Consider the following 25,634-nt stretch of genomic DNA (forward strand, 5'->3'; position numbering starts at 1 on the left):
CCGGACGGCGGAACGCGCCGGATGGGCTTTCCGGGTGGTGCCCGAGGGTTACCCCGGCACTTGAACCTCACGCCGCGTGAGGATGCATCGTTGCTCCATGAACGCCGCCACCCGGCAGGTCGGGGCCCTCGCCGAGGCGAGCGGATTGACCGTACGCACCCTGCCGGTCCTCACCGACTACCTGGACCTGGCGCCATGCACCGTCGCACCTTTCCGTATCGCCGTGGCCTCGACGCTGCCCGCCCTGCTCGCCGTTGTGGCCTGCGGTGTGCTCGCCGCGACCGGCGCCCTCGTCTGGCAGGTCCCGTGTGCCGGGCCGGTCGCGCTCGTGTTCCAGGGGATGCTGACCGCTGTGCGGCTGCGCCGCGGTCCGGTGGGTGACGCGTCGTAGCGCGGGGCCGCCTCATGCCTCCAGCTGGAGGTCCCACTTCTTGCCGGACCGGCCGGTGAGGGTGGTCACCGAGAGCGGCTGGACGTCTATCCGCCAGTACGAGTGCGGTGGTGCCTGGAGCGCATAGACCAGGGCGGCGCGGACGACACCGGGCTCGGCGACCGCGAGGAGTCCGTCGGCGTCCTCGACCGGCCGGGTGTCCAGCCAGCCGCCGACGCGCGTGATGAAGGCCAGCAGGGACTCACCGCCGTGCGGTGCCACGCGGGGATCGGCCAGCCAGGCCTCCACCGCGCGCGGTTCGTCGGCGGCCACCTCGCCCAGCGTGCGGCCGTGCCAGCGCCCCATGTCGCAGTCGCGCAGCGCCGGTTGCGGGAGCGGACGCAGGCCGAGGGCTTCGCCGGTGTCGCGGCAGCGGGCGGACGGCGAGCAGTAGCGCAGTTCGGCGGCGGCGAGCCGGCACAGGACGGGCGCGGCCCGCTCGGCCTCGTGCCATCCCGCTGCGTCGAGCGGGCGGTCGTCGCCGAACCGCGTTCCGAGCAGCGAGGAGCTGCGGCCGGCGGCGAGCAGCTTGAGTCGGGCGCTCATCCGCCGATGGTAAGAGCAGTACCGCCGCAACGGCCCCTCTTGATCAGATCTCGACAGGACCCGGATCGATCAGCCCGAGGGTCATCCACTGCTCCGGGGACACCAGGGGACGGAAGCCGACCTTTTCGTACACGCCGTGGGCGTCCTTGGTGGCCAGCGTCAGGCGGCTCGGCCCGCAGGGCGCCATATGGTCGGCGATGGCCTCGACCAGGGCGGTGCCCAGGCCCTTGCCGCGGTCGTCGCGGCAGATGTAGACGTCGCAGAGCCAGGCGAAGGTGGCGTGGTCGGTGACCACCCGGGCATAGCCGGCCTGGCGGCCGGAACCGGCCTCGTACAGACCGAAGTTGAGGGAGCCCGCGACGGCGCGGTCATGCAGTTCCCGGGACCGGCCCACGGCCCAGTAGGCGTCCGCGGACAGCCAGTGGTGGACCAGGTCGGCGTCCAGGCGCGCCGGGTCGGCGGAGATCTCGTAGCCGTCGAGGGCGTGATCGTTCATGCCGGGAGGTTCGCAGAAGGGCGGGGCGGCGTCGAGTCGTTACCGGCGCGGAGGGTTCCGGCGGCCCGCCGTTCTCAGGGGAAGCCTGTGCCCCCCTCTCCCAGGGGAAGGCCTGCGCCCCTCCCCCAGACGGAGGCCTGTGCCCGCTCCTCCAGGGGGAGGCCTGTGCCCCTCCCCCGCCCGGCTCGTTCAGTCCGCCGGGACCCCCAGCTCCTGGCACGCCGTGCGGAGCCTGCGGACGCCTTCCGTGATCTCGGCGGTGCCGGACGCGGCCGCGAAGCTCAGCCGCAGGTGCGCGGCCGGGGGCTCGGCGGCGAAGTACGGCCGGCCGGCGGTGACCGCGACGCCCGCCCGCAGCGCCGCACCGGTCAGCGCCGCCTCGTCGGTGCCGTCCGGCAGCCGCAGCCAGAGGTGGTAGCCGCCCGGCGGGACGTAGAGACCGCCCGGCCCGGAGTCGTGGCCGTGCGTCGCCCCGTGGCCCCCGCCCGGCCCGGTCAGGGCCGGCAGGTACCGGTGCAGGGCTGTGGTCAGGGCATTGCGGCGGACGGTCAACTCGCCGGAGATCAGCCGCAGATGGCGGGGCCAGGCGGGCGATCCGACGAGTTCCAGGGCGGTTTCCTGGAGCGGGCCCGGCACGAAGAAACTGTCGACGACCTGGATGGCGCGCAGCCGGTCGAGGACCGGGCCGTGAGCGGCCAGGGCGCCCACCCGCAGGTTGGGCGAGGTGGCCTTGGTGAGCGAGCGGACATGGACGACGGTGCCGTCCCGGTCGTCCGCCATCAGGGTCGGCGGCAGCGCGGGGGCGTCGCCGTGGACCAGCAGCCGTGCGAAGTCGTCCTCGATCACGAAGGCACCGGCCGCGCGGGCCACCCGCAGCACCTCGCGCCGCCGGTCGTCGGCCAGCACCGCGCCGGTCGGGTTCTGGAACAGCGGCTGGCAGACGAACAGCCGCGCGCCGCTGGCCCGGAAGGCGTCCGCGAGCAGATCCGTACGGACCCCGTCCGCGTCCACCGGTACGGGCACCGGCCGCAGTCCGGAGGCACGGGCGACGGCCAGCATGCCCGGGTAGGTCGGGGACTCGACGAGCACCGGGGCGCCGGGGGCGGCGAGGGCACGCAGGGCGGCGTTCAGCGCGCTCTGGCCGCCCGCGGTGATCAGGACGTCGCTGGCGGCCAGCGGGCCGCCGGGGCCGGCGATCTCTCGGGCGAACCAGGCCCGCAGCTCCGCCACCCCGCCGACCGTGGGCCGCCCCCAGACGCCCGGCCGCCGTCCGGCGCGAGCCAGCGCGGCGGCGAGGGCGCGCTCCGGCTGCAGATCGGGGTGCAGATAGCCGCCGACGAGTTCGATGACGCCGGGCGCCGGGGTGGCGAGCGTGGCGAGCACGCCCGAGGCGTCGACACTGCGCGGCACCTGGTCGCCGGCCGGCTCCGCGCTCAGCGCGATCTCCTGCCAGGAGGTGTCGATCGGCCGGGCCGCCTCGCCGCGCGGCTCGGCACGGAAAGCCCCGGCGCCCGGCCGGGTCACGACCAGGCCCTCCGCCGCCAGCTCGGCGAGCGCCCGGGAGACGGTCACCGGACTGACGCGATGCCGTTCCACGAGGGCACGGCTTGAGGGCAGCTTCTCTCCTGGAGAGTAGCGGTTCAGCTCGACTCGAAGGGTCGCGGCCAGCTCGGCGCCACTGCTACGCTCTTGCATGAGAGACAACGATAGCGCTACCGCCACGGCGACGATAGCGGTCAGCGCCCCGGGCGCCCCGGTCACCGCCGCTCCGGAGACCCAGCAGTCCCCCAAGGCCCCGGAGGCCGCCGGCCCCGCCGGCAGCGCCCCCGCCGGCCGGGGCGCCCTGCTCGCCGCGCTCGGCGTCGCCGCCTTCTCGCTCACCTTCCCCGCGACCGCCTGGGCGCTGGAGGGCATGGGGCCGTGGACGGTGGTGATGCTGCGCAGCGTGCTGGCCACCATGCTGGCCGGCGGCGCGCTGGCCGCGTTCCGGGTGCGCCTTCCCGAGCGGCGGCACTGGCTGGGCATCGCGGTCGTCACGGGCGGCGTGGTCCTCGGTTTCCCGCTGCTGACCACCCTCGCGCTGCAGACCTCCACCACCTCGCACGCGGCCGTCGTCGTCGGCCTGCTGCCGCTGACCACCGCGGCCTTCTCGGCCGTGCGGACCGGCGCCCGGCCCTCCCGGACGTTCTGGATCGCTTCGCTGGTCGGCGCGGCCGTCGTCATCGGCTTTGCGGTGCAGCAGAGCGGCGGGGCGCCGGGCCGCGGGGATCTGCTGCTGTTCGCATCGCTGCTGGTGTGCGCGGCCGGCTACACCGAAGGCGGCCGGCTCGCCCGCCATATGCCGGGCTGGCAGGTGATGGGCTGGGCGCTGGTGCTGGCACTTCCGGTCACGGTGACGGGCGCGGCCGTGGCGCTGTCCGCGGAGCCGCTGCGGCTGACGGCTCACTCGGTCGGCGGACTGCTGTGGCTGGCGTTCGGCTCGCAGTTCCTCGGGATGGTCGCCTGGTACCGCGGGATGGCCGCGATCGGTATCTCCAAGGCGAGCCAGCTGCAGCTCGCCCAGCCGCTGCTGACCCTGCTCTGGTCCGTGCTGCTGCTGGGCGAGCGGCTGCCGCCGGCCGCTCCCGCGGCGGCGCTGGCGGTCCTGGCGTGCATCGCGGTCACCCAGCGGACCCGTGGATGACCGCGGGGCACACCGGGGCCACCGGAGCCACCGGGGCCACCGGAGCCACCGGGGCCACCGGAGCCACCGGGGCCACCGGGGCCACCGGGGCCACCGCAAAGGGATGAACCCGCACCTTCCGGGGTGCGACCACGGCCCGCGGACGTAAACTTGCCGCGACGGCAGGTATCGCCGTCCGAGCCTTTGCCAGGCTCGTAGACCGTGGAAATCGTTGGCCGTTCAACCGCCGGCCGTCGCACTGGTTCGGCCCGCGGGTCGTACGGCCGCCCCGAGGCGGGGAGGACCCTGATGCACGCAAGCAGGGGCGACCGGCTGGTGGTGCACGGCAGGACCGTCGGGCATCACGACAAGGTCGTCGAAATCGTCGAAGTACTGGGCCCGAACGGCGATCCGCCCTACCGCGTCCGCGGCGAGGACGGACACGAGGCGATCATGTCTCCCGGCCCCGACTCGGTCGTCCGGCACAGCAAGGCCACCGACATCGGCACCGGACGGTAGACACCGCCGCCGGGCGGCGGACACCGGCGGGCGAGCACCGCCCCGGCCCGGCCCCGGCCCGGCACCGGAATCTCCTCACACGCCGCGGTCCGCGCGGACCCTCCAGGTCGGCGCGGGCCGCCGCTACGCCCGCGCCGCGCCGGCGTAGTGGTCACGCACGACCCTTGCCATGGCCCCCGTCCGGTCCTTGGCCACCTCCTTCGCCGAGAAGTAGACATGGCCGCCCACCTGCGGATAGCCACGGGCGAAGGTGAGGTGACGGGAGAGCTCGGCCGGGTCCTTCCAGGCAGCGGGCTGTGCGTCGCCCGCCTTGTACAGGGCCTCGCCGATGTAGAGGTCCACACCGGTGCCGTTGACGGTCCGCGCCCACCAGGGCACGAGTTCGGCGTAGTCGGCGGCGGTGAAGCCGAGGGGCCAGTAGACCTGGGGCACGAGGTAGTCGAGCCAGCCCTCGCGCACCCAGCGGCGGGTGTCGGCGTACAGGTCGTCATAGGTCTGCACCCCGGCCTGGGTGCGGGAGCCCTGCGGGTCGGTGGCGCGATTGCGCCAGACCGCGAACGGACTGACGCCGAACCGCACCCGGCGCCCGGCGCGCCCGCCCTCGTCCCGGAGCCTGGCCGCCACCTCGTAGACCAGCCGGTCGATGTTGTCCCGGCGCCAGGCCGCCCGGCTCCGGAAGCCGCTGCCGAACTCGTCGAACGCCGCCTCGTCGTCGAACTCCTGCCCCGCGACCGGATACGGATAGAAGTAGTCGTCGAAGTGCACCCCGTCGATGTCATAGCGCCGCACCGCGTCGAACATCGCGTCCTGGACGAAGCCGCGCACCTCCGGCAGGCCCGGGTTGTAGTAGAGCTTGCCGCCGTACGGCAGGACCCAGTCGGGGTGCCGGCGTGCCGGGTGGTCCGCTGTGAGCCTGCCGGGGTCGGTGTGGTTGGCGACCCGGTACGGGTTGAACCAGGCGTGGAGTTCGAGATTGCGCCGGTGGGCCTCGCGGACCGCGAAGTCGAGCGGGTCCCATCCGGGGTCACGGCCCTGCTGCCCGGTCAGGCACTGCGCCCAGGGCTCGTACGGGGAGGGCCACAGGGCATCCGCGGTGGGCCGCACCTGGAAGAACACCGTGTTCAGCTTGCGGGCGACGGCCGTGTCGAAGTGGGCGCGCAGTTCGCGCTGTTGCGCGGCGGGCTGGAGCCTCGTGCTGGAGGGCCAGTCCAGGTTGGCCACGGTCGCCAGCCACATGCCGCGCATCTCGCGCCGCGGCGGGCCGTCCGCGGGCGCCGCCACCCCCGTGGTGAGCAGCGAAGAGGCCGCTCCCAGCGCGGTCACGGCAAACCCTCTGCGTGTGATATGCCTCATCAAGAATTCCCCAGGTTGTCCGGTTCGTCCCGTCCTGAGGGTTCACAATGCCCGCCCCGGCGCCCTTGGCACAGCACCGCGCGGAGTAACGTCGGGCCCGAGGCGGCCGCCGGACCCTTACGGCGTAACGGCGTATCGCCGGTCCTGAAGATCAGCGAAAGGCACGATGTGACCGACATCGAACGCGTCGGAGTGGTCGGTTGCGGCCAGATGGGCGCAGGCATCGCCGAGGTGTGCGCCCGCGCCGGACTGGACGTCATGGTCGCGGAGACCACCGGCGAAGCTCTGGAGCTGGGTCGTACCCGTTTGACCAACTCTCTCGGCAAGGCCGCCGAACGCGGCAAGATCACTGCCGAGGAGCGCGACGCGACGCTCGACCGGCTCAGCTTCACCACCGACCTCGGTGAGTTCGCCGACCTCGATCTCGTCATCGAGGCCGTGGTGGAGAACGAGCAGGTCAAGACCGAGATCTTCCAGGTCCTCGACCAGGTGATCACTCGGCCGGACGCCATCTTGGCGTCCAACACCTCGTCGATCCCACTGGTGAAGCTGGCCGTCGCCACTTCCCGGCCCGACCAGGTCATCGGGATCCACTTCTTCAACCCGGCTCCGGTGCAAAAGCTCGTCGAGCTGATCCCCGCCCTGACCACCGGCGAGGAGACCATCAAGCGCGCCGAGTCCCTGGTGCAGGACGTGCTGGGCAAGCATGCGATCCGCGCCCAGGACCGCTCGGGTTTCGTGGTCAACGCCCTGCTCATCCCGTATCTGCTCTCCGCGATCCGGATGTTCGAGTCGGGCATCGCCAGCCGCGAGGACATCGACAACGGTATGGAGATGGGCTGCGCCCACCCGATGGGCCCGCTCAAGCTGGCCGATCTGATCGGCCTGGACACCGTGACCTCGGTCGCCGCCTCCATGTACGAGGAGTACAAGGAGCCCCTGTACGCCGCTCCCCCGCTGCTCGCGCGGATGGTCGACGCGGGCCGGCTGGGCCGGAAGTCCGGTTCGGGCTTCTACTCGTACTGAGCCCCGGGGGCGCCCGCCCGCCGCTCGGGGGAAAACCGGCGGGCGGACCCCGGGCCGGCGGGCGCCCGTCCGCCGGCTTCGGCCCCCGTGGCACTCTCGAGTCAACTCCGGCGCGGGCGCCCGCGGGAGCGTGTGAACCGCCCCGTCCGGGGTGCGCTCTTCACACCCCGTGCGCACGCCGCCCCGCCCGTCACACCCCGTCACCTCACACGGGGTGTGAACCGCAGACCCGCATATCCCCGCCGCACACGCTCCCGCCCTTCGCCGCAGCGCAGTTGACTGATGCCCGTACGGACAATGAAGTCGCTGACTGAAGGAATGAGGAGCGGACCGTGACCGCCCACCCCGAACCCGATCTGGTCACCGCCGACTTAGCCGAGCTGAGGCGTCTCCTGGACGTCCGCTCCGCCCGGGTCGACGGCCAACTCGCCCTGCTCGCCCAGCGCTCCGAGCAGCAGGTGCGGGACGCGGACGATGTGCAGGCCCGCGTCGCACGACTGGAGCACACCCGCTGGCCACTGCCGTCCCTGGCCGCGCTCACGGGGCTCGCGGGTCTGATGGTCGCGCTGTGGCAGGCAATCGGCCGGTGACCGCCGGTCGCGGTCACCGGCCGGGTCGGGCCAGGTCCGGTCAGGTCCCGCCGGGTCAGCCCAGGCGGAGATGATGCAGCATCAGCAGCGCGGCGGCCATTCCCGCGGCCGGCACCTCCCCTCGGGCCACCATGTCGGGCACCAGCTTCAACGGCACCCACTCCCGCCGCTCGGACTCGAATCCGTCCTGGGGCAGGCCGGTGTACTCGCCCTCCTCGGACCAGTAGACGTGATGCCGGGCGTCGGTGAGGCCGTTGGAGGGCTCCACCGTGAGGAGGTGGTGGAGGGGGCCCGGGCGCCACCCGGTCTCCTCCTCCATCTCCCGGGCGGCCGCCGCCGCGATGTCCTCACCGTCCTCGACGACACCGGCGGCCAGCTCCCAGCCCCAGGTGTCGGTGATGAACCGGTGCCGCCACAGCAGCAGCACCTCTTGGGCCTCGTTGACCACCGTGGCCACGGCGACGGGCCGCATCCGGATCAGATAGTGATCCAGGTGACGACCGTCGGGCAGTTCCACATCGGCCAGATTGACCCGGAACCACGGATTCGCATAGACGGGCTTTTCGCTGAGATTGTTCCAACGCACGTAACTGCCACCTTCCGCTGTAGTGCCGGCAAGGTGACACGAGCCCGGGCAGACACTCCCTACAGCGGAACGCGCAGCACCTCGTCGATGAGATCGGCAGCCTCGTCCGTCGCGGAGCTCCCGGTCTCCGCCAGATGCTCGCGCACCGCCCGCAGCCGGTCCCGCAGCCGTTGCGACTCCATGCCCCGAGCCTGCTCCGTCATCTGCGCGGCATTGGCCACGGCCCGGTCCGCATCGCCTTGACGCAGCTCGATATGGGTGAGCATGGCCAGCCGGTGGACCCGGCCGCGGTCGTGTGCGGGGGTGTCGACGGCGGCGTCCGCCTGCTCCCGGGCGGCCCGCAGGTCACCGAGGCTGAGCAGCGCCTCCGCCACTTGTACGTTCACCAGGCCGGGCTGGACGTAGCCGGTCTCGGCCGGCTCCTGTCCGGGCCGGATGCGCTCCGCGGCCGCCTCCGCACGCCGGATGCACGACAGCGCGCCGGCGCCGTCGCCGAGCCGTGCGTAGGCCTTGGCCTGCATCGCGTAGAGGTCCGCGGAGAGCGCAGGGGTGATCTGCGGGCCCGCGGCCCGCAGCGCCGCCTCCGCGAAGGCGACCGCCTGGCGGTACTCCCGTACGAAGAGGGACTGGTTGACCAGCAGCGCGATGACATACGCGCCGAGGCCGCGGTCCCCGCTGGCCTTGGCCAGCCGCAGCGCCTGATGGAAGTAGCGCTGGGCCAGCCCGAGAGCGTCCGAGTCGTACGCGCAGATGCCCGCGACCGCGACCAGTCCGCCGGTCGCCCGGTGGAGCTGACGCCCCGTCGCATCGCTGTAGCTGCCCCGCAGCAGCGGCGCCGCCTCGGTGTTGAGGAATCCCACGATGCGTGCTCTGGTAGCGATACCACCCGCCTTCCGGTACATCGTCTCGTAGTGCGTCCGCGCGGCGCGCAGCATCTCGATATCGGCCATGCCGACCCGCGTCAGCCCGTCGCGCGAGACATCGGAGTCCTCGGGCGGGTTCTCCCACTCCCATACGGGGATGACCGCGGAGGTGCCGGTGAGCGCGGGGGCGTCGAGGATGTGCGGCCGTTGCTGCTCGTCGGAGCGCCACAGCGCGGTGGCCCGCTCGACGAAACCGGAGAGCGGGGTGCCGGCGGCACGCCCCGCCCCCGGACCGCTGAGCCCGATGTCATCGAGCCCGACCGGCCGGTGCAGCCGTTCGCCGAGGATTTCGCAGATGAGGTCCGGTACCTGCCCGCGCGGCCGCTGGCCCTTCAACCACCGGGCCACGGCGGTGTGTTCGTACCGCAGCGCCAGGCCACGGCAGCGGCCGAGCCGGTTGATGCGCGCGGCGAGGCCGGCATGCGAGATACCGGCCTCGTCGAGGATCGCGTCGAGCAGGGTGTTGGGCTCCATACCGGCCTCCCGGTGAGCCGGGCCCGCCCACGGACCATCAGCTCATGGCCTTGTCGACTTCACCACTGTGTCAGTCGAGCGTAGTGAAGCGCCCCTCACACGGGGTGTGAAGGGTGCCGGTCGCGGTGAAGGATGCCGGTCGCGGTGAAGAGTGCCGGACGCGCTGAAGGGTGCCGGGCGGGCCGCTCAACTCGGCGCGCAGCCGCGCAACATGTACGTGATGACCGCATCGAGGCCGGAGGCGACGTCCTCGGCGGAGAGCACACCGCTCACCGCGAAGCTGGCGAAGCCGTGCAGGGTGGTGAACACCGGCATCGCGATGTCGTCGACGGGCCCCTCCCGCACCTCACCGCCGCGCTGGCCCTCCGCGACCAGCTCCGCCGCCGTCGCCCCCAGCCGCTGACCGGCCGTGATCAGCGCCTCGGACGCCGCCGGGTCGTGCTTGACCGCGTACATGAGGTCGAGCAGTTCGGCGTTGGCGACGGCGAAGTCCACATAGGCGCGGACGAGCCCGCCGAGCCGGTCGGCGAAGGCCTCGCCCGCCGCCGCCCGGGACGCGGCCAGCGCCTCGTCCAGCCGGTCGAATCCGGCCAGCGCCAGCGCGTCGAGCAGCGCCTGCTTGTCCTTGAAGTGCCGGCTCGGCGCGGCGTGGCTGACGCCGAGGTCGCGGGCCAGCTCCCGCAGGGACAGGGCGCCCGGCCCCTTCTCGCGGAGCGTCTGCTCGGCGCGGGTGAGCAGCGCGGCGCGCAGGTCTCCGTGGTGGTAACGACGAGTCTGCATGACCGCCATCCTATCCCCCGTGTATGCACTGGCTACATTGTTGTCATTGACATCATTGTAGGCGTTGCCTACATTGGAGCCCATGACTCACACCCCGAAGTGGAACGCGACCGACCTTCCCGACCAGACCGGCCGCACCGCCGTCGTGACCGGCGCCAACAGCGGACTCGGCATCGCCACCGTCGACGCCCTCGCCCGCGCCGGCGCCCATGTCGTCCTCGCCGTACGCGACACCGCACGCGGCGAGGCCGCCGCCGACACCGTGCGGGGCGCCCGGGGCAGCGTCGAGGTCCGCCGCCTCGACCTGGCCGACCTCGCCTCCGTACGCGCCTTCGCCGCCGCCTGGCACGCCCCGGTCGAGCTGCTGATCAACAACGCCGGCGTCATGAACATCCCGGAGTCCCGGACCAAGGACGGCTTCGAGAAGCAGTTCGGCACCAACCACCTCGGCCACTTCGCGCTGACCAACCTGCTGCTGCCCTACGTCACCGACCGCGTGGTGACCGTGTCCTCCGGAGCCCACCGGATGCCCGGCAACCGCATCCACTTCGACAACCGCAACCTGACCGGCGCCTACCGCCCCATCACCGCCTACAGCCAGTCCAAGCTGGCCAATCTGCTGTTCACCCTGGAGCTGCAGCGCCGTCTCGCCGCCGCGGGATCGCCGGTGCGCGCCCTCGCCGCGCACCCGGGCTGGGCCGCCACCAACCTCCAGGGCGCCGATGCCAGCGTGCTGCGGCGCGCGGTGATGCGGGTGGGCAACCGCGTGGTCGCCCAGGACAACAAGGCCGGTGCGCTCCCCACGCTCTACGCCGCCACCCAGGACCTGCCCGGTGCCTCCTACCTCGGTCCGGACGGCCTCGGCGAGATGCGTGGCGCACCGACGATGGTCGGCAGGACGGCCGCGGCCAGCGACCCGGCGAGCGCCCGGCGGCTGCGGCGGACGTCCGAGGAACTGACCGGCGTCACCTTCCCCTCCACCCTCGGCGGGGAGGTCACCGCGGAAACCGCTCGCCGGTAGGCGGGGTGCCGGCCTGCGCCGCCGGCACCCGCACCCGGTCATTACTCAGCATCACCAGCGCCACGTCGTCGGTGAGCCGCCCGTCCGCATGCCGCAGCAGCGCCTGCCGCACCTCCCCGACCACCCCCGCCGGCGAGGGTCCGCACGGCGCCGCGGCGGCCTCGACGCTGCTGCGCAGCTTCTGGGCCAGCGGAAAGAACTCCCCCGCCGCATCCCGGGCGTCGGCCGCCCCGTCGGTGTGCAGGAACAGCCCCTCCCCCGGCCGTAGTTGCCCGCACCGCACCGCGGACAGCTCCTCGGGCAGCGGGAACAGCCCCAGCGGCGGCATCGGCTCGGCCCGCGCCACCGGGGCGACCGCCCGGCAGGCGACCCGGTACGGCCAGGGATGCCCGCAGTTCAGCGCCGTGACGGACCCGTCCCGCGCCACCTCGAGAAGCAGCAGGGTCACAAACTCCTCGGCGAACACACTCACCGGGCCCCCGTCACCGGCCGCCGGCCGCTCCACGAGCGCCCGTTCCCGCAGATGCCGCTGGTGCGTCCGCTCCAACCGCCGCAGCACCTCGCCCAGTTCGGCTTCGTCGTGCGCCACTTCGCGGAAGCTGCCGAGCATCGCGGCGACCGTGCCTATGGCCTCCAGGCCGTGCCCGCGCACGTCCCCGATCACCGCCCGCACCCCGTGCCGGGTCCCCACGACCTCGTACAGGTCCCCGCCGACCACGGCCCCCTCGCTCGCGGAGAGGTGGTCGGCCGCCAACAGCACCCCGTCGACCCGCCGGGGCAGCGGTCGCAGCACCACCCGCTGCGCGGCGACGGCAACCTCCCGGGTGCGCTCCAGCTCCCGCAGCAGCCGCAGCCGCCGCCCGGCCGTCAGATAGCTGGCGCCGATCACCGCGAGGATCGCACCGCAGGTCATCACCCGCGTACCCGCCCCGGCCCCGGGCTCCACCGCGCCGAACGGCACCAGCGCGATCAGCGCGCACACCCCGCCGAGCAGCACACACCGGCGGCGGCCGGTACCCGCGCAGGCGATGGCCGGTGCGGCGGCGAGCAGTTGCAGCGGTTGGCCGCTGGTCGGGCGGCACAGCTCCCAGGCCACCACACCGAGCACCCACAGGCCGGGCAGAACGAAGACGAAGGCGCGCCGGACGGCCGCCGCTCCGGCGCCGCCGCCGCCCGGCGCCCAGGTTCGGATCATGCCGATGGTCCCCTTAGCCGGTCCGGTGGCCCCCAGGGGTCTCGTCGCACTCCCCAGCAGGCGTTGAGCGGCCCGGCCGGGCCCACCGCCGCGCTCACACGGGCCGCCGCAACCGGGTCGATTCTTGCGACGTTCCGTATCCACCCGGCGACCATCCGCACATCCGTCACCCGATCGAGTGATGCCGTACGGATCTGATCGTCTCCCCGCGGTCAGCGGCACGCCCACGAACGAACCACAGCCTCAGCGCCTTTGGCCCGCCCCGCCGGGCCCGCCCGCCGCATGCCACACACCGCACACGACGAGGGCGCGGACGGTCTCACCGTCCGCGCCCTCAGCCCTCAGCGCACGCCGTCGCGGGCCATGCCCACGCTCAGCCGCGCAGCACCGCGCCCGTCCGCTCCACGGCCGCCGCGACCGCCGCGTCACGGGCCGTCGAGGCCTCCTCCGCGGTCAGCGTCCGGTCGGCGGCACGGAAGCGCAGCGCATACGCCAGCGACTTCTTGCCCGCACCGAGCTGCTCACCGGTGAAGACGTCGAACAGCCGCAGCGATTCCAGCAGTTCACCCGCGCCGTCGCGCAGCGCGCCCTCGACCTCGGCGGCCGGGACGGTGTCGTCGACCACGAGGGCGACGTCCTGGGTCGCGACCGGGAAGGCCGAGATCTTCGGCGCGCGCAGCGGGCCGGCCCCGGCCCGCTCCAGGCGGTCCAGGTCGATCTCCATCGCGCAGGTGCGCTCGGGCAGGGCCAGCGCCTTGATGACCCGCGGGTGCAGCTCACCGGCGTTGCCGACAAGGATCTCCTCGCCGTCGGCGACGGCGAGCAGCGCCGCACAGCGGCCCGGGTGGAACGGAGCGTGCTGGTCCTGACGGATGATCAGCTCTACACCCGCCTCCCGTGCGACGGTCCGGCCCGCCTCGATGGCGTCCGCCCAGATCGCGGGACGTGCGCCGCCCCACCAGCCGGCCTGCTCACGGCCCCCGGCGAGCACCACGGCGGCGCGCCGCGGCTGCTGCGGGAGGGAGGCGTCCAGCGAGGCGATCTCGTCGTCGGTCGGCCGGCGGTCGACGACCAGCCGGGTGGCCGGCTGCTCGTCACCGGTCGCCCGGAAGACCGGTCCGGTCTCGAAGAGCGCCAGATCGTGCGTGCCCCGGCCGTAGTTGCGGCGCAGTGTGTTCAGCAGCCCCGGGATCAGCGTGGTGCGGAGGTCGGGCTCCTCGTCGGAGAGCGGGTTGACGAGGGTGACGGCCGCGCGGCGCGGGTCGTCCGGCTCGATGCCCAGCTGGTCGAGGATGTGCGAGCCGGTGAACGGGTAGTTCAGCGCCTCGACGTAGCCGGCGCCGGCCAGCGCCCGGCCGACCCTGCGGTGCAGCCGCTGACGCTCGGTCAGCCCCCGGCCGGCCGGCGGCTTCGGGAGGGTGGAGGGCAGGTTCTCGTAGCCCTCCAGCCGGATGACCTCTTCCGCCAGGTCGTTCGGGTCGCTGAGGTCAGGACGCCAGGACGGCACGGTCACGACCAGCTCGTCCTGGCCGTAGGCGTCGCAGCCGACCTGCTGGAGGCGGCGGACGACGGTCTCCCGGCCGTAGGCGACCCCGGCGACCTTGTCCGGGTGGTCGGCGGAGAGGGTGATCGTGCGCGGCCCGCGGGGTGTGACGACCTCGGTGACGCCTTCCCCGGGGGTGCCGCCCGCGAGCAGCACCAGCAGATCGACGGTGCGCTGCGCCGCGGCGGACGCGGCCTCCGGGTCCACCCCGCGCTCGAAGCGCTTGGCGGCCTCCGAGGACAGCTTGTGGCGACGGGCCGTACGGGCGATGGAGAGCGCGTCGAAGTGCGCGGCCTCGATCACGACGTCGGTGGTGCCCCGCGGCTCGCCGGTCTCGGCGTCGGTGACCGCACTCGCGATCTCGGTGTTGGCGCCGCCCATGACACCCGCGAGGCCGATGGGGCCGCGGTTGTCGGTGATGACCAGGTCCGCGGCGTCCAGCACCCGCTTGGTGCCGTCCAGGGTGGTCAGCTTCTCACCCGCGGTCGCCCGGCGGACGCCGATCGGGCCGTCCACACTGGTGCGGTCGTAGGCGTGCAGCGGCTGGCCGAGCTCCAGCATCACGTAGTTGGTGATGTCGACGGCCAGGGAGACCGGACGCATCCCGGCCTTCTGCAGCCGGCGCTGCAGCCAGAGCGGGGTGCGCGCGCCGGGGTTCAGACCGGTGACCGTGCGGGCGGTGAAGCGGTCGCAGCCGAGGGGGTCGGAGACCTGGACCGGGTAGCCGGCGGAGTTCGGCGGCGGCACGTCCAGCAGCGCCGGGTCGCGCAGCGGCAGGCCGTACGCGGTGGCGGTCTCGCGGGCCACCCCGCGCATCGACAGGCAGTAGCCGCGGTCCGGGGTGACGGCGATGTCCAGCACCTCGTCGACGAGCTCCAGCAGCTCGATGGCGTCGGTGCCCACCTCGTACTCCGGCGGCAGCACGATGATGCCGTGCGTGCCGTCGTCGCCCATGCCCAGCTCGTCGCCGGAGCAGATCATGCCGTGCGAGGTCTTGCCGTACGTCTTGCGCGCGGCGATCTTGAAGTCGCCGGGCAGCACGGCGCCGGGGAGGACCACCACGACCTTGTCGCCGACGGCGAAGTTCCGCGCGCCGCAGACGATTTCCTGGGGCTCACCGGTGCCGTTGGCCTGGCCGACGTCCACCGTGCAGAAGCGGATCGGCTTCTTGAAGCCCTCCAGCTCCTCGATGGTCAGCACCTGGCCGACGACGAGCGGGCCCTTGAGGCCCTCGCCGAGGCGCTCGACGGTCTCGACCTCCAGGCCGACGGCGATGAGCTTGGCCTGTACGTCACGCCCGGTTTCCGTCGCCGGCAGGTCGACGTACTCCCGCAGCCAAGAAAGCGGGACCCGCATCAGATCTCCATCCCGAACGGCCGGGTGAACCGGACGTCGCCTTCGAACATGTCACGCATGTCTTCCACGTTGTGCCGGAACATCAGCATCCGGTCGATGCCGAACCCGAAGGCGAAGCCGCTGTACTTCTCCGGGTCGACGCCACAGGCGATGAGCACCTTGGGGTTGACCATTCCGCAGCCGCCCAGCTCGATCCAGCCCTCGCTGGAGCAGGTGCGGCAGGGACGGTCGGGGTTGCCCACGGACTCGCCACGGCAGACGTAGCAGACCATGTCCATCTCGGCGGACGGCTCGGTGAACGGGAAGTAGTTCGGACGCAGCCGGGTCTTCATGTCCGGGCCGAACAGCGCCCTGACCATGTGGTCGAGGGTGCCCTTGAGGTCGGCCATGGTCAGGCCCTCGTCCACGGCCAGCAGCTCGATCTGGTGGAAGACCGGGGAGTGCGTGGCGTCCAGCTCGTCGGTGCGGTAGACCCGCCCCGGGCAGACGACGTAGACCGGCGGCTCGCGGTCGACCAGCGTGCGAGCCTGGACCGGCGAGGTGTGGGTGCGCAGCACGACGCCGCTCTCGTCGCCCTCGGTGCCTCCCCCGGACTCCGTCCGGGAGGTGCCCCCACCCTGGACGAAGAAAGTGTCCTGCATCTGGCGCGCCGGGTGGTCGGGCACGAAGTTCAGGGCGTCGAAGTTGAACCACTCCGCCTCGACCTCGGGGCCCTCGGCGACCTCGTAGCCCATCGCCACGAAGACGTCCGCGACCCGCTCCATGAAGGTGGTCAGCGGGTGCCGGGCGCCGGCCGGGGTGCGGTCGTAGGGCAGCGTGACATCCACCGCCTCCTCGACCAGCACGCGGGCGTCGCGCTCCGCCTCCAGCTCCTCCTGGCGGACCTTGAGCGCCTGGTTGACCCGGCCGCGGGCCTGGCCGACGCGCTTGCCGGCGTCCGCCTTGGCCTGCGGGGGCAGGGCGCCGATCTCACGGTTGGCGAGCGCGAGCGGCGAGCGGTCGCCGGTGTGCGCGACCTTCACCTCACGCAGCGCCTCCAGACCGTCCGCGGCGGCGATGGCGGCCAGCGCCTCGTCCAGCCGTGCGGCGATCGCTTCCGGTTTCAGGGCTTCGACCTCGACAGGGTCGTACGACTTATTGGGTGCGGACATCTCTTCCCGTGCTTCCGGTGGACTGGCTTGGCTTGGCTCGCGTCGCCTCGGCTGTTCGATCACCAACTTCGATCACAAACGTCGATGACGAACGTCGATCACGAACGTGGGATACCGAGCCCGCGTGTGCCCGCGATGCCTGTGCGCCAAAGGTGCCAAAGGTCAAGTCTAAGGGGGACGGGCCACGCGGCAGGCCCGAGCCCCTGCGGGGCGCCCGCCGCGTCCTGTCACGCCATGAAGGCGGGGGCCGCGACGGGCAGGCTGAATCGGAACTGGGCGCCGCCGGCCGGCGCCCGGCCGACCGTGATCGTCCCGCCGTGGGCCTCGACGATGCCCTTGACGATGTAGAGGCCCAGGCCGGTGCCGCCGCGCTTGCTGCCCCGCCAGAAGCGGGTGAACACGCGGCTCATCGATTCCTCCGGGATCCCGGGGCCCTCGTCGCTCACGGTGACGCTCGTCCCCTCCCCGCTGGTCGTATCCGCTACCGGTCCGACCTCGATGGTGACGGTTCCCTCGCCGTGGCGCACGGCATTTTCCAGCAGATTGCCCAGCACCTGGTCCACCTTGTCCGGGTCCGCCCACAGATCGGGCAGGGGGTCCAGCATCCGGATCAGGAAGCGGTCCGGGCGCTGGCCGGCGGTGGTCTGCGCCTGGACGTGCCGGCGGACCGCGGCGCTCATGTCGACCCGCTGGCGGCGTACCTCCAGCCGCCCCGAGTCGATCCGGGAGATGTCCAGCAGCTCGGCGATCAGGCGCGTGACGCGGTTGGCGTCGGCGTCCACCGTCTCCAGCATCAGCCGCTTCTGGTCGTCGGTGAAGCGTTCCCACTTCTGGAGGAGGGTGGCGGTGAACCCCTTGACGGAGGTCAGCGGTGAGCGCAGTTCATGGGCGACGGTGGCGATCAGCTCGGCGTGGCTGAGCTCCGTACGGCGCCGGGCCTCGGTGCCGCGCAGCGCGATCACCAGCCGCTGGACCGGCCCGGTCGGACGGCTGCGGACGTAGCGGGCGGAGACCAGCACCTCGCGGCCGCCGAGCAGCAGGTTGCGCTCGGGCTGGCCGCGGCGGATGGCGAGCCCGCCGTAGGGGTCGGTGAGCCGCCACCAGCGGCGGCCCTCGATGTCCTGGAGCGGCAGGGCGTGCTCCAGGGGGCGGCCGAGCGCGTCCCCGGGAAGGATGTCGGTGATCTTGGCCGCCGCGGTGTTGAAGCAGATCACCCGGCCGGTCTCGTCGGCGACCACCAGGCCGTCGGGCAGATCGTCGGGATCCAGCCCGAGACCGGCTTCCGCCGCGCCTCGTCCCGCCGCAGCGGTGGACGACGGCCCGCGTGCCGGTCCGCCGGACGGGCAGCTGTCAGCGGTGACCGCGGTGCCGGAAGTCCTCACGTCCATCCCCGTTACCCCCTTCCGGGCCCCCGAGCACGCAAGCCTACTAGCTCGGGCCGATGGCGCCGCGGAGTTCGTGAGGACGCCCCTCAGGCGGGTGACACCGCGCGGCATCCGCCGGGGCTGCGCTGAGCCCGGGCGGAGGCGTAGAGGCAGACCGCGGCCGCCGTCGCGAGGTTGAGGCTTTCGGCCCTGCCGTGGATGGGCACCCGCACCACCGCGTCCGCCAGCGCCCGGGTCTCCTCCGGCAGCCCCCAGGCCTCGTTGCCGAAGACCCAGGCGGTGGGGCCGCCCATCGAGCCGGTGTCCAGCTCGGCGTCCAGGTCACGGTCGCCCGCACCGTCCGCGGCGAGGATCCGCACGCCCGCGGCCTGCAGCCCGCTCACCACCCGCTCGACCGGGACGCCCACCGCGACCGGCAGGTGGAAGAGCGAACCCACTGACGCCCGTACGGACTTGGGGTTGTACAGGTCCACGGAGGCGTCGGTCAGCACGACGGCGTCCGCGCCCGCGGCGTCCGCGCAGCGCAGCACCGTACCGGCGTTGCCGGGGTCACGGACGTTGGCGAGCACCGCGACCAGCTGCGGGCGGGCGGCCAGGATCTCCTCGAACGGCGAATCGAGGAAGCCGCAGACGCCCAGCAGACCCTGCGGAGTGACGGTCTGGGAGATGTCGGCGACGGTCCGGTCGTCGGCGAAGTGGACCCGCACCCCGGCCGCGCGGGCCGCCTCGACGATCTCGGTGTGCCGCTCGGCGGCCTCGACCGTGGCGAACAGCTCGGTCAGCGTGGGCACCCCACCCGTGCGGTGCGCGATCGCCTCCCGTACGGCCTGCGGGCCCTCGGCGATGAACCGGCGCTCCTTGCCGCGGAAGGCACGGCGGGCCAGCCGCCTGGCGGCGGTGACACGCGGGGAACGCGGGGAGATCAGCTCGGGGGTGCCCATGGGCGGCGGCTCGCTTCTGTGGTTCGGTGCGTGGGGGCCGGTCCGCGGACGAGAGGGGGCCGGTCCGGAAAAGCGGCGGACCCGCAGGCCGGGGCCTGCGGGTCCGCGTCACAACGTCGTCAGGCTGAAGTTCAGGCAGCCTTCGGGGCGTTGACGTCGCTCGGAAGCGCCTTCTGGGCGACCTCGACGAGCGCGGCGAACGCGTTGGCGTCCGTCACCGCGAGGTCGGCCAGGATCTTGCGGTCCACCTCGATGTTGGCGGCCTTCAGACCCTGGATGAAGCGGTTGTACGTCATGCCGTTGGCGCGGGCAGCGGCGTTGATGCGCTGGATCCACAGCTGACGGAAGTCGCCCTTGCGCTTCTTGCGGTCGTTGTAGTTGTAGACGAGGGAGTGGGTGACCTGCTCCTTCGCCTTGCGGTACAGGCGCGAGCGCTGGCCACGGTAGCCGCTGGCCTGCTCGAGGATCGCCCGGCGCTTCTTGTGGGCGTTGACTGCCCGCTTGACGCGTGCCACTTGTTAACTCCTTGTAGCGGGGCCGTGGTTGTCGTCACACGGCCCGAATCGATTGAGTCCCGGTCCGAGCCGCGCGCCCCCTCCTGTTCAGTGGGGCGCGGCGGCTCACTTGCCGAGAAGCTTCTTGATCTTCGCGGCGTCGCCCGGGGCCATCTCGGCGTTGCCGGTGAGGCGACGCGTCACGCGGGACGACTTGTGCTCGAGCAGGTGGCGCTTGCCGGCGCGCTCACGCAGCACCTTGCCGGAGCCGGTGACCTTGAAGCGCTTGCTGGCACCGCTGTGCGTCTTGTTCTTCGGCATGCGCCGTTCTCTCCTCGTCAGTGGCGCTCCCGCAGGCAGAAACCGGCAAGCGGGAGCGTCAGATGTATCGGTTTGGTGTCCGGGGCGAGGTGCCCCGGCGGCAGCCGGGGCTCACGCCTCGGGGATCACGCCTGGGCGTGCTCCTCGGTGGGCTCCTCGGCGGGCTCGTCCACGGACTGCTCCGCGGCGACTCCGCCCTGGCGCTCCGCCTTGCGGGCGGCCTGCGCCTCGCGGGCCTCGGCCATCGCCTCGGTCTTCTTCTTGTGCGGACCGAGCACCATGATCATGTTTCGGCCGTCCTGCTTCGGATTCGACTCGATGAAGCCGAGGTCCTCCACGTCGGACGCGAGCCGCTGCAGCAGCCGGAAGCCCAGCTCGGGGCGGGACTGCTCGCGACCACGGAACATGATCGTGATCTTGACCTTGTCACCCTGCTTGAGGAACCGGACGACGTGACCCTTTTTGGTGTCGTAGTCGTGCGGGTCGATCTTCGGCCGGAGCTTCATCTCCTTGATGACCGTGTGCGCCTGGTTCTTGCGCGCCTCACGGGCCTTCATGGCCGACTCGTACTTGAACTTCCCGTAGTCCATGAGCTTGCAGACGGGCGGGCGAGCGTTCGCCGCCACCTCGACCAGGTCGAGGTCGTACTCCTGAGCAAGCTCAAGGGCCTTGGCAAGCGGAACAATCCCGACCTGCTCGCCGCTGGGACCGACAAGTCGCACTTCGGGAACGCGAATCCGGTCGTTGATGCGGGGCTCGGCGCTGATGGATCCTCCTCGGTAGCACCACGCGACGGCCTGGCGGACTGCCGCGTAACGTCTTTTCGGTGTGACCAACCGCGCGGTACATGAAAAATGCCCCGGACGGGACACAGGCGGGGCTCCACATAGATCTGGAGCACCGTCGCGAAGTCTCCGCGGGGCGCAGCCGGACCGTTGACCCGCCAACCTGAGGTCGGCCGGGTGGGAGATCGGAGCCTCCACTTGTGGGCCGGTCACATGCGTGTCCGGCCGGTCGGAACACCAGAATACACGAGTCAAGAGGGTGGCACCCACTCCTGTGCCGGCCCGGCCGTCCTCCGCGTCCAGGATGACACTCCCGGACGCGGGGCCCGGGCCCCCTGCCCATAGGCTGGAGCCGACCCCTCAGCAGGAAGAAGCCCGAAGACATGAGCGACCAGACACCGCAGCAGCCCGACGTCCCGAACGCGGCGAACCCTGACTTCGACTCCATGACCCGCGACATCGCCGAGGTGCCGGCGGTCGAGGTGATCACCACGGTCGCGGTGCATCTGATGAGTTCGGCGGCGGTCAACCTCGGGCTCGCCGAGGAGGGCGCGGCGCACAAGGACCTGGACGAGGCGCGCAAGCTCATCCAGGCGCTGGCCGGGCTGGTCACCGCCAGCGCCACCGAGATCGGCTCGTACCACGCGGCCCCGCTGCGGGACGGTCTGAAGTCGCTGCAGCTGGCGTTCCGCGAGGCCTCGGTCGTGCCGGACGAGCCGGGCCAGGGCCCCGGGGAGAAGTTCACCGGGCCGGTCCACGGCTGAGCCGCGCCACCCCGGTCCGCGGACGACCAGGTCCGCATACGACGAGCCCCGGCCCGGGAAGGGCCGGGGCTCGTGGCGCGCCGGGGTGCGGCGGCGGGCCGGTCAGCCGGATTCGGCGGACCGCGTGGTGGCTTCGGGCGGCACCGCGTCGTCGGCGACGAGGACCGGCTCGTGCGGTGGATGGGTGATCTGGTGCACCACCGCCGCGATCGCGCCGCCGATCAGCGGCGCGATGATGAACAGCCACAGCTGGGTGATGGCCGCGCCGCCCGCGAACAGCGCCGGGCCGATGGAGCGCGCCGGGTTCACGGAGGTGCCGTCCAGGGGGATGCCGATGAGGTGGACGGTGGCCAGGGCCAGTCCGATCGCCATCCCGTTGAAGCCGATCACCGCCACCTTGTGGGTGACCGACAGCCACACGTAGACCAGCAGGAAGGTCATCACCATCTCGGCGACGAACGCGCCGCCGAGGTTGAGGTGCACCGCCGAGCGGTCGCCCCAGCCGTTCGTGCCGAAGGCGCCATGGGTCTGCAGCCCCGGGACCTGCCGGGCCACCAGGAAGAGCAGCGCCGAGCCGACGATGGCGCCGACCACCTGGGCGATCCAGTATTCGGCGGCCGTCCGCAGGGTGAGCCTGCGGGCCAGCAGCATGCCCAGCGTCACCGCGGGGTTGAGGTGGCAGCCCGAGATCGGGCCGAGGGCGTAGGCAAGCGCCACCATGGTGAAGCCGAAGGCCAGGGCGATGCCGAAGGTACCGATGTATTCGCCCGCCAGCACGGCCGAGCCGACGGCGAAGAACACCAGGAGCAGCGTGCCGAGGAACTCGGATACGACCGTGCGGGTCAGTACCTTCGAGATCTCCGATTTCTCCATGGGGGCTCTCCTCGCGTGGATCTTGAGCTCTCCTCGCATTGTGCGGCCCTGGAGACGAACGCGCCCGTCGGCGGCCCGGGGCCCGCTCGTCGCACCCGGGCCCCGGCGGTGGTGGTCAGCGCCGGTAGAGCGGTTCTCCGGCCGTCGTGGCGCCGGGCGGCAGGAGGGCCAGGTCCAGGCCCTTCACGAGCCGGGCCCGCAGGATCTCGTCGGCGGCCAGCGCCCGGGCCAGCCGCTGGGCGACCTCGGCGGCCGGGGCATCGGGGGCGAGGCCGAGGGCGAGGGTGGCGTCGGTTTCGCCGGACGGGGCCAGACGGGCGACGAGCACGCCGGGCTCGGCGTCGAGCAGGGCGCGCAGGGCGTCGGTGACGGCCGGGTCGGCCAGCGGGTCGGCGCTCGTGCGGCCTTCGGCCAGGGCACGCAGGGCCGGACCGGTGAGCTGGTAGGTGACCGGGCCCGCCAGGTCGACGACGACCGTGTCGGCCTTCTCGTGGGACGCGGCGAGCAGCGCCTGCTGCAGCGGGACGGCGACGGGGCGGGCGTCGGCACGCCAGCGCCGTAGTGACTCCATGCAGGTGAAGGCGGGCAGGGCGCGGCGCCCGTCGGGGGCCTGGAGGGTGGGGACGGCCATATCGCTGGTCTTTTCGCGGCGCAGACCTCCGGGGCCGGTCTCCACCTCGCCGAGGACCGCCACCACGGGCACCAGGACGCGCGCGCCGGCCAGCGCGGACAGGAGCTCGGGCTCGGCGGCCCGGTCCGTCCCGTACGCCGCCAGGGCTGCCGCGAGCGCGGGGTCGGCGGAGCCGTCGTCGTCGGAGAAACCGGGGTCCGGGATGTTCTTCTGCACGAAGTGAGCGTATCGGCCGGGGGTGGTGCCTCTGACGTGCGGCCCGGTGGGGTTTCCCGCGCGTGGGGCGGGCGCCGGTCAGTGGTGCGCGGGGCGGCGGCGCCAGAGGACGACGGCGGCCGTGAGGAAGGCCAGGCCGGCGGCGCCGGCGGCCCAGGGCAGCCAGTTGGCGGGGGTGTCCTCGGCGTCGTCGGCGGTGGGTCCCGGGCCGAAGTAGCGGGTGGCGTAGCCGGCGGGGGCCGGCTTCTGCGGGGTGGGCTTGAGGTCCGCCGCGGCGTCGAGGGCGGCGGCGGGGTCGATCAGGCCGGCGCCGTAGTCGTCGTCACGGCCGCCCTCGGGGCTGTCCTGGGCGGTGGAGGTCAGCAGCCGGCGGATCTGGTCCGGGCTCAGGCCGGGATGTGCCGAGCGGATCAGGGCGACGGCCGCGGAGACGAAGGCGGCGGCGGGGCTGGTGCCCCAGCCCGAGAGGTAGCCGTCGTCGTTGTCGGCCATGACGATGTCGAAGCCGGGCGCGCTGACCGTGGCGTACCAGTGCCGGGTGGAGAACCGGGCCCGGCCGCCCAGATGGGTGACGGCGGTGGCGGCGATGACGCCCGGGTAGGCGGCGGGGTAGGAGACGTGGTTGCCCTTCTCGCCGCCGTTGCCCGCGGAGGCCACGACGGGGATGCCCTTGCCGAGGGCGTACTGGATGGCGGCGTCCTCGCGTGGTTCGGGGTGCGCGGATTCGCTGTCGTCGCCCAGCGACATATTGATCACGTCGGCGCCGTGGTCGGCGGCCCAGCGGATGCCGTCGGCGAGCGCCCCCGCCTTCTCGGTGCGGGCCCGCTCGCGCTGGGTGTCTTTGTCTTCGAGGATCACCCGGACCGGCAGGATCCTGGCGGCCGGGGCGAGCCCGAGCACGCCGTTGTCGCGGCCGCCCGCGCCGTGGCCGTGACCGGCGATGATGCTGGCCATACCGGTGCCGTGCCGGGCCCAGGCGGAGTCGCCCGGCCCGGCGCCGAAGCCGACCAGGTCCTGCTCGGGCAGCACCTGTCCCGCCAGGTCGGGGTGGTTGGCATCCACGCCGGTGTCCAGGACGGCGACGGTGATGCCCGCGCCCTTGGTGGTGCGCCAGGCCTGCTGGGCGTGGACGGCTTCGAGGGCCCACTCCTGGGCGCGGACGGCGTCGGCCCTGGCCGGGACGGCGGGCAGTACGGCGAGCACCGCCGAGGCCAGCGCGAGGGCGGTGCCGCGCCGCACGGACTTCGTCATGACGAGGCCTGCCTTGTCGGTGTCGGGCTGCCGGCCGCCTTGCGGAAGTCCGCCTCGATACGGTCCGCCAGGTCCTTCGCGTCGTGGCCCAGACCGGATTCGGCCGGGGCGGTGGTGGTGCCGGGCCGGACCGCGGCCTCGGCGGGCTGCGGCTCGGTGAACGTGCGGCCGTCGGCGAAACCGGAGACGGCGTAGACGACGGCCGGGATGTCGGTGAGCACCCGGACGGTCCAGCTGGCCCGCTGAGCGCGCCCGAAGTCCTCGGCCACGGTGCCCTTGGCCGCGTACGGCAGCGGCATCAGGTCCGTGCGGGTGCTCAGGTTCTTGCTGCTGAAGCGGGTGTTGAGGGCCATCATCGCGGCCGGGCCGGCCTTGGTGGTCTGCGCGCCGACCGTGATGACGGCGCTGCGGGTGGCATCGGCGTAGGTGGCGCGCAGCAGCCGGACACAGCCTGCCGGGGCGAGCGCGGCGGCGAGCTTGGAGTCGTAGGCGCCGGTGCAGCCGGCGTCGGGGGCGACGGCGATCCGGGTCCAGGCCCGGTCGGCGCCGCCGGGGCCGGCGCCCAGGCCTTTGACGGTGCGGGGGAAGAGCGTGTCGACGGGGGTGTCGTGCCAGACGTCACGGCCCTTGGCGAAGACGGCCTCGGCCGTGGGGGCGGCGCCGGAGGTGTCCTCGGTGAGCCAGCTGCCCGCCGCCGCACCGCCGATGAGCCCGATGCCGAGGATCAGGCAGGCCGCGGCGGCGAGCACCCGCGCGCCGGGGCGGCGGAAGGGGGCGGCCGGTGCACCGGTCCCGTGCGCGACTCCCTGGCGAGGGAGCGGAGTACGGGGCCACGGCACCGGTGACGGGCGCCCGGCGGTGCGTGCACCGGGGCCGCTCCACAGGTCCTGACTGCGGGCCAGGTGGAAGGCGGCGGTGTCACGGAAGGCGGTGGTGTCGCGGAAGGCGGTGGGCTGCGAGGGGCCGGGGGCGGCCGGTCCGGTGGGGGCCGGGGAGCCGGGGGCGCGGTCCGGGCGGGGCGGCAGCGGCGCGCCGGCGGCGGGTGGCTGCGCGCGGGGCGGGGCGGCAGGCCGGGGCGGTACGGGGTGCGGGCCGGTGGCGGCCGGGGCGGCGGGCGCGGACGGCGGCATGGGCGGCTCGGGCGGCACCCGGCGCAGCACGGCCGTCTGCGGGTCCTCGGCCGGCCCCGGTGCCGCGGCCGCGGCGGGCCGCCGGGGTGGCTGCGGGGGTATGGGCGGGACGGGTTGCGCATCGGCGAATTCCGCGTCGGTGCTCACCCGCGCTCCCCCTCGCGCCGCTGACCTCCGGGCCCGATCCGCAAT

At 73.1% G+C, this 25,634-nt stretch carries 26 protein-coding genes; 7 read left to right on the top strand and 19 right to left on the bottom strand.

Going from position 1 to position 25,634, the window contains the following annotated elements:
- Positions 1-97 precede the first annotated feature (97 nt).
- A complete protein-coding gene (locus ACGFR7_RS22220; RefSeq protein ID WP_393321857.1) occupies positions 98-391 on the top strand; it encodes a hypothetical protein in 294 nt (97 codons plus the stop codon).
- Between the two features lie 12 nt (positions 392-403).
- On the opposite strand, the gene ACGFR7_RS22225 is transcribed toward ACGFR7_RS22220, so the two are convergent.
- From ACGFR7_RS22225 to ACGFR7_RS22235, 3 genes are all read right to left on the bottom strand, one after another.
- Positions 404-976, bottom strand: coding sequence for a histidine phosphatase family protein (locus ACGFR7_RS22225; protein WP_393321860.1), 573 nt, complete (start codon positions 974-976; stop codon positions 404-406).
- 43 nt (positions 977-1,019) lie between these two features.
- Positions 1,020-1,472 (bottom strand): GNAT family N-acetyltransferase, encoded by a 453-nt coding sequence (locus tag ACGFR7_RS22230; protein ID WP_393321863.1) that lies wholly within the window; start codon positions 1,470-1,472, stop codon positions 1,020-1,022.
- Between the two features lie 189 nt (positions 1,473-1,661).
- Positions 1,662-3,167, bottom strand: coding sequence for a PLP-dependent aminotransferase family protein (locus ACGFR7_RS22235; RefSeq protein WP_393321866.1), 1,506 nt, complete (start codon positions 3,165-3,167; stop codon positions 1,662-1,664).
- Between ACGFR7_RS22235 and ACGFR7_RS22240 the strand changes: the two genes are divergently transcribed.
- Together ACGFR7_RS22240 and ACGFR7_RS22245 are read left to right on the top strand one after the other, a co-directional pair.
- Entirely contained in the window at positions 3,166-4,155 is a 990-nt protein-coding gene (locus tag ACGFR7_RS22240) for a DMT family transporter (protein ID WP_393321868.1), read from the top strand. The two genes, ACGFR7_RS22235 and ACGFR7_RS22240, sit on opposite strands and share 2 nt — an antisense overlap.
- 288 nt (positions 4,156-4,443) lie before the next feature.
- On the top strand, positions 4,444-4,653 hold the full coding sequence (locus tag ACGFR7_RS22245; RefSeq protein WP_393321871.1) for a DUF1918 domain-containing protein: 210 nt from the start codon (positions 4,444-4,446) through the stop codon (positions 4,651-4,653).
- A 123-nt stretch (positions 4,654-4,776) separates the two neighbouring features.
- Here the strand turns inward: ACGFR7_RS22245 and ACGFR7_RS22250 are convergent, their stop codons facing one another.
- Complete coding sequence (locus ACGFR7_RS22250; RefSeq protein WP_393321873.1) at positions 4,777-6,006, bottom strand: glycoside hydrolase family 10 protein; 1,230 nt, start codon at positions 6,004-6,006, stop codon at positions 4,777-4,779.
- Positions 6,007-6,174: 168 nt separating this feature from the next.
- On the opposite strand from ACGFR7_RS22250, the gene ACGFR7_RS22255 reads away from it, so the two are divergent.
- Positions 6,175-7,032: a 3-hydroxybutyryl-CoA dehydrogenase gene (locus tag ACGFR7_RS22255; RefSeq protein WP_393321876.1), complete on the top strand. Its 858-nt coding sequence runs from the start codon at positions 6,175-6,177 to the stop codon at positions 7,030-7,032.
- 332 nt (positions 7,033-7,364) lie between these two features.
- Positions 7,365-7,622, top strand: coding sequence for a hypothetical protein (locus ACGFR7_RS22260; protein ID WP_393321879.1), 258 nt, complete (start codon positions 7,365-7,367; stop codon positions 7,620-7,622).
- A 55-nt stretch (positions 7,623-7,677) separates the two neighbouring features.
- Here the strand turns inward: ACGFR7_RS22260 and ACGFR7_RS22265 are convergent, their stop codons facing one another.
- From ACGFR7_RS22265 to ACGFR7_RS22275, 3 genes are all read right to left on the bottom strand, one after another.
- A complete protein-coding gene (locus ACGFR7_RS22265) occupies positions 7,678-8,208 on the bottom strand; it encodes an NUDIX domain-containing protein (protein ID WP_393321882.1) in 531 nt (176 codons plus the stop codon).
- Between the two features lie 59 nt (positions 8,209-8,267).
- Entirely contained in the window at positions 8,268-9,605 is a 1,338-nt protein-coding gene (locus tag ACGFR7_RS22270; protein WP_393321885.1) for a transcriptional regulator, read from the bottom strand.
- A gap of 186 nt (positions 9,606-9,791) precedes the next feature.
- The gene (locus ACGFR7_RS22275; RefSeq protein WP_393321888.1) at positions 9,792-10,385 is read right to left on the bottom strand and encodes a TetR/AcrR family transcriptional regulator; all 594 of its coding nucleotides are present in this window, start codon (positions 10,383-10,385) and stop codon (positions 9,792-9,794) included.
- A gap of 82 nt (positions 10,386-10,467) precedes the next feature.
- Between ACGFR7_RS22275 and ACGFR7_RS22280 the strand changes: the two genes are divergently transcribed.
- The gene (locus ACGFR7_RS22280) at positions 10,468-11,406 is read left to right on the top strand and encodes an oxidoreductase (protein ID WP_393321891.1); all 939 of its coding nucleotides are present in this window, start codon (positions 10,468-10,470) and stop codon (positions 11,404-11,406) included.
- Here the strand turns inward: ACGFR7_RS22280 and ACGFR7_RS22285 are convergent.
- The 8 genes from ACGFR7_RS22285 to infC all read right to left on the bottom strand — a co-directional run bounded on the left by ACGFR7_RS22285 (position 11,381) and on the right by infC (position 20,628).
- Complete coding sequence (locus ACGFR7_RS22285; protein ID WP_393321893.1) at positions 11,381-12,601, bottom strand: PP2C family protein-serine/threonine phosphatase; 1,221 nt, start codon at positions 12,599-12,601, stop codon at positions 11,381-11,383. The two genes, ACGFR7_RS22280 and ACGFR7_RS22285, sit on opposite strands and share 26 nt — an antisense overlap.
- Before the next feature lie 373 nt (positions 12,602-12,974).
- Positions 12,975-15,500 carry a phenylalanine--tRNA ligase subunit beta gene (gene pheT, locus ACGFR7_RS22290; protein ID WP_393321896.1) on the bottom strand — a complete coding sequence of 842 codons (2,526 nt, stop codon included), beginning with the start codon at positions 15,498-15,500 and terminating at the stop codon, positions 12,975-12,977.
- Entirely contained in the window at positions 15,500-16,651 is a 1,152-nt protein-coding gene (gene pheS / locus ACGFR7_RS22295; RefSeq protein ID WP_393321899.1) for a phenylalanine--tRNA ligase subunit alpha, read from the bottom strand. The genes pheT and pheS overlap by 1 nt, the downstream gene beginning before the upstream one ends.
- Before the next feature lie 227 nt (positions 16,652-16,878).
- Positions 16,879-18,039, bottom strand: a complete 1,161-nt coding sequence (locus tag ACGFR7_RS22300; RefSeq protein ID WP_393321902.1) for an ATP-binding protein — start codon at positions 18,037-18,039, stop codon at positions 16,879-16,881.
- Between the two features lie 83 nt (positions 18,040-18,122).
- Entirely contained in the window at positions 18,123-18,977 is an 855-nt protein-coding gene (locus ACGFR7_RS22305; protein ID WP_393321905.1) for a TrmH family RNA methyltransferase, read from the bottom strand.
- 131 nt (positions 18,978-19,108) lie between these two features.
- Positions 19,109-19,492 (bottom strand): 50S ribosomal protein L20, encoded by a 384-nt coding sequence (gene rplT / locus ACGFR7_RS22310; RefSeq protein WP_006607577.1) that lies wholly within the window; start codon positions 19,490-19,492, stop codon positions 19,109-19,111.
- 105 nt (positions 19,493-19,597) lie between these two features.
- The gene (rpmI, locus tag ACGFR7_RS22315; RefSeq protein WP_016576627.1) at positions 19,598-19,792 is read right to left on the bottom strand and encodes a 50S ribosomal protein L35; all 195 of its coding nucleotides are present in this window, start codon (positions 19,790-19,792) and stop codon (positions 19,598-19,600) included.
- A 125-nt stretch (positions 19,793-19,917) separates the two neighbouring features.
- Complete coding sequence (gene infC / locus ACGFR7_RS22320; protein ID WP_159479917.1) at positions 19,918-20,628, bottom strand: translation initiation factor IF-3; 711 nt, start codon at positions 20,626-20,628, stop codon at positions 19,918-19,920.
- Between the two features lie 332 nt (positions 20,629-20,960).
- Between infC and ACGFR7_RS22325 the strand changes: the two genes are divergently transcribed.
- Positions 20,961-21,341, top strand: coding sequence for a DUF1844 domain-containing protein (locus ACGFR7_RS22325; protein ID WP_393321909.1), 381 nt, complete (start codon positions 20,961-20,963; stop codon positions 21,339-21,341).
- Between the two features lie 102 nt (positions 21,342-21,443).
- Here the strand turns inward: ACGFR7_RS22325 and ACGFR7_RS22330 are convergent, their stop codons facing one another.
- The 4 genes from ACGFR7_RS22330 to ACGFR7_RS22345 form a co-directional block, all read right to left on the bottom strand.
- Positions 21,444-22,214 (bottom strand): MIP family channel protein, encoded by a 771-nt coding sequence (locus tag ACGFR7_RS22330; RefSeq protein WP_393321912.1) that lies wholly within the window; start codon positions 22,212-22,214, stop codon positions 21,444-21,446.
- Positions 22,215-22,329: 115 nt separating this feature from the next.
- Positions 22,330-23,061, bottom strand: a complete 732-nt coding sequence (locus ACGFR7_RS22335) for an SseB family protein (protein WP_393321914.1) — start codon at positions 23,059-23,061, stop codon at positions 22,330-22,332.
- A 78-nt stretch (positions 23,062-23,139) separates the two neighbouring features.
- The gene (mycP, locus tag ACGFR7_RS22340) at positions 23,140-24,312 is read right to left on the bottom strand and encodes a type VII secretion-associated serine protease mycosin (protein WP_393321917.1); all 1,173 of its coding nucleotides are present in this window, start codon (positions 24,310-24,312) and stop codon (positions 23,140-23,142) included.
- Positions 24,309-25,589, bottom strand: coding sequence for a hypothetical protein (locus ACGFR7_RS22345; protein WP_393321920.1), 1,281 nt, complete (start codon positions 25,587-25,589; stop codon positions 24,309-24,311). Before ACGFR7_RS22345 ends, mycP begins: the two co-directional genes overlap by 4 nt.
- Positions 25,590-25,634 lie beyond the last annotated feature (45 nt).

It is taken from the genome of Streptomyces sp. NPDC048516 (assembly GCF_043199875.1).
Taxonomy (GTDB): Bacteria; Actinomycetota; Actinomycetes; order Streptomycetales; family Streptomycetaceae; genus Streptomyces.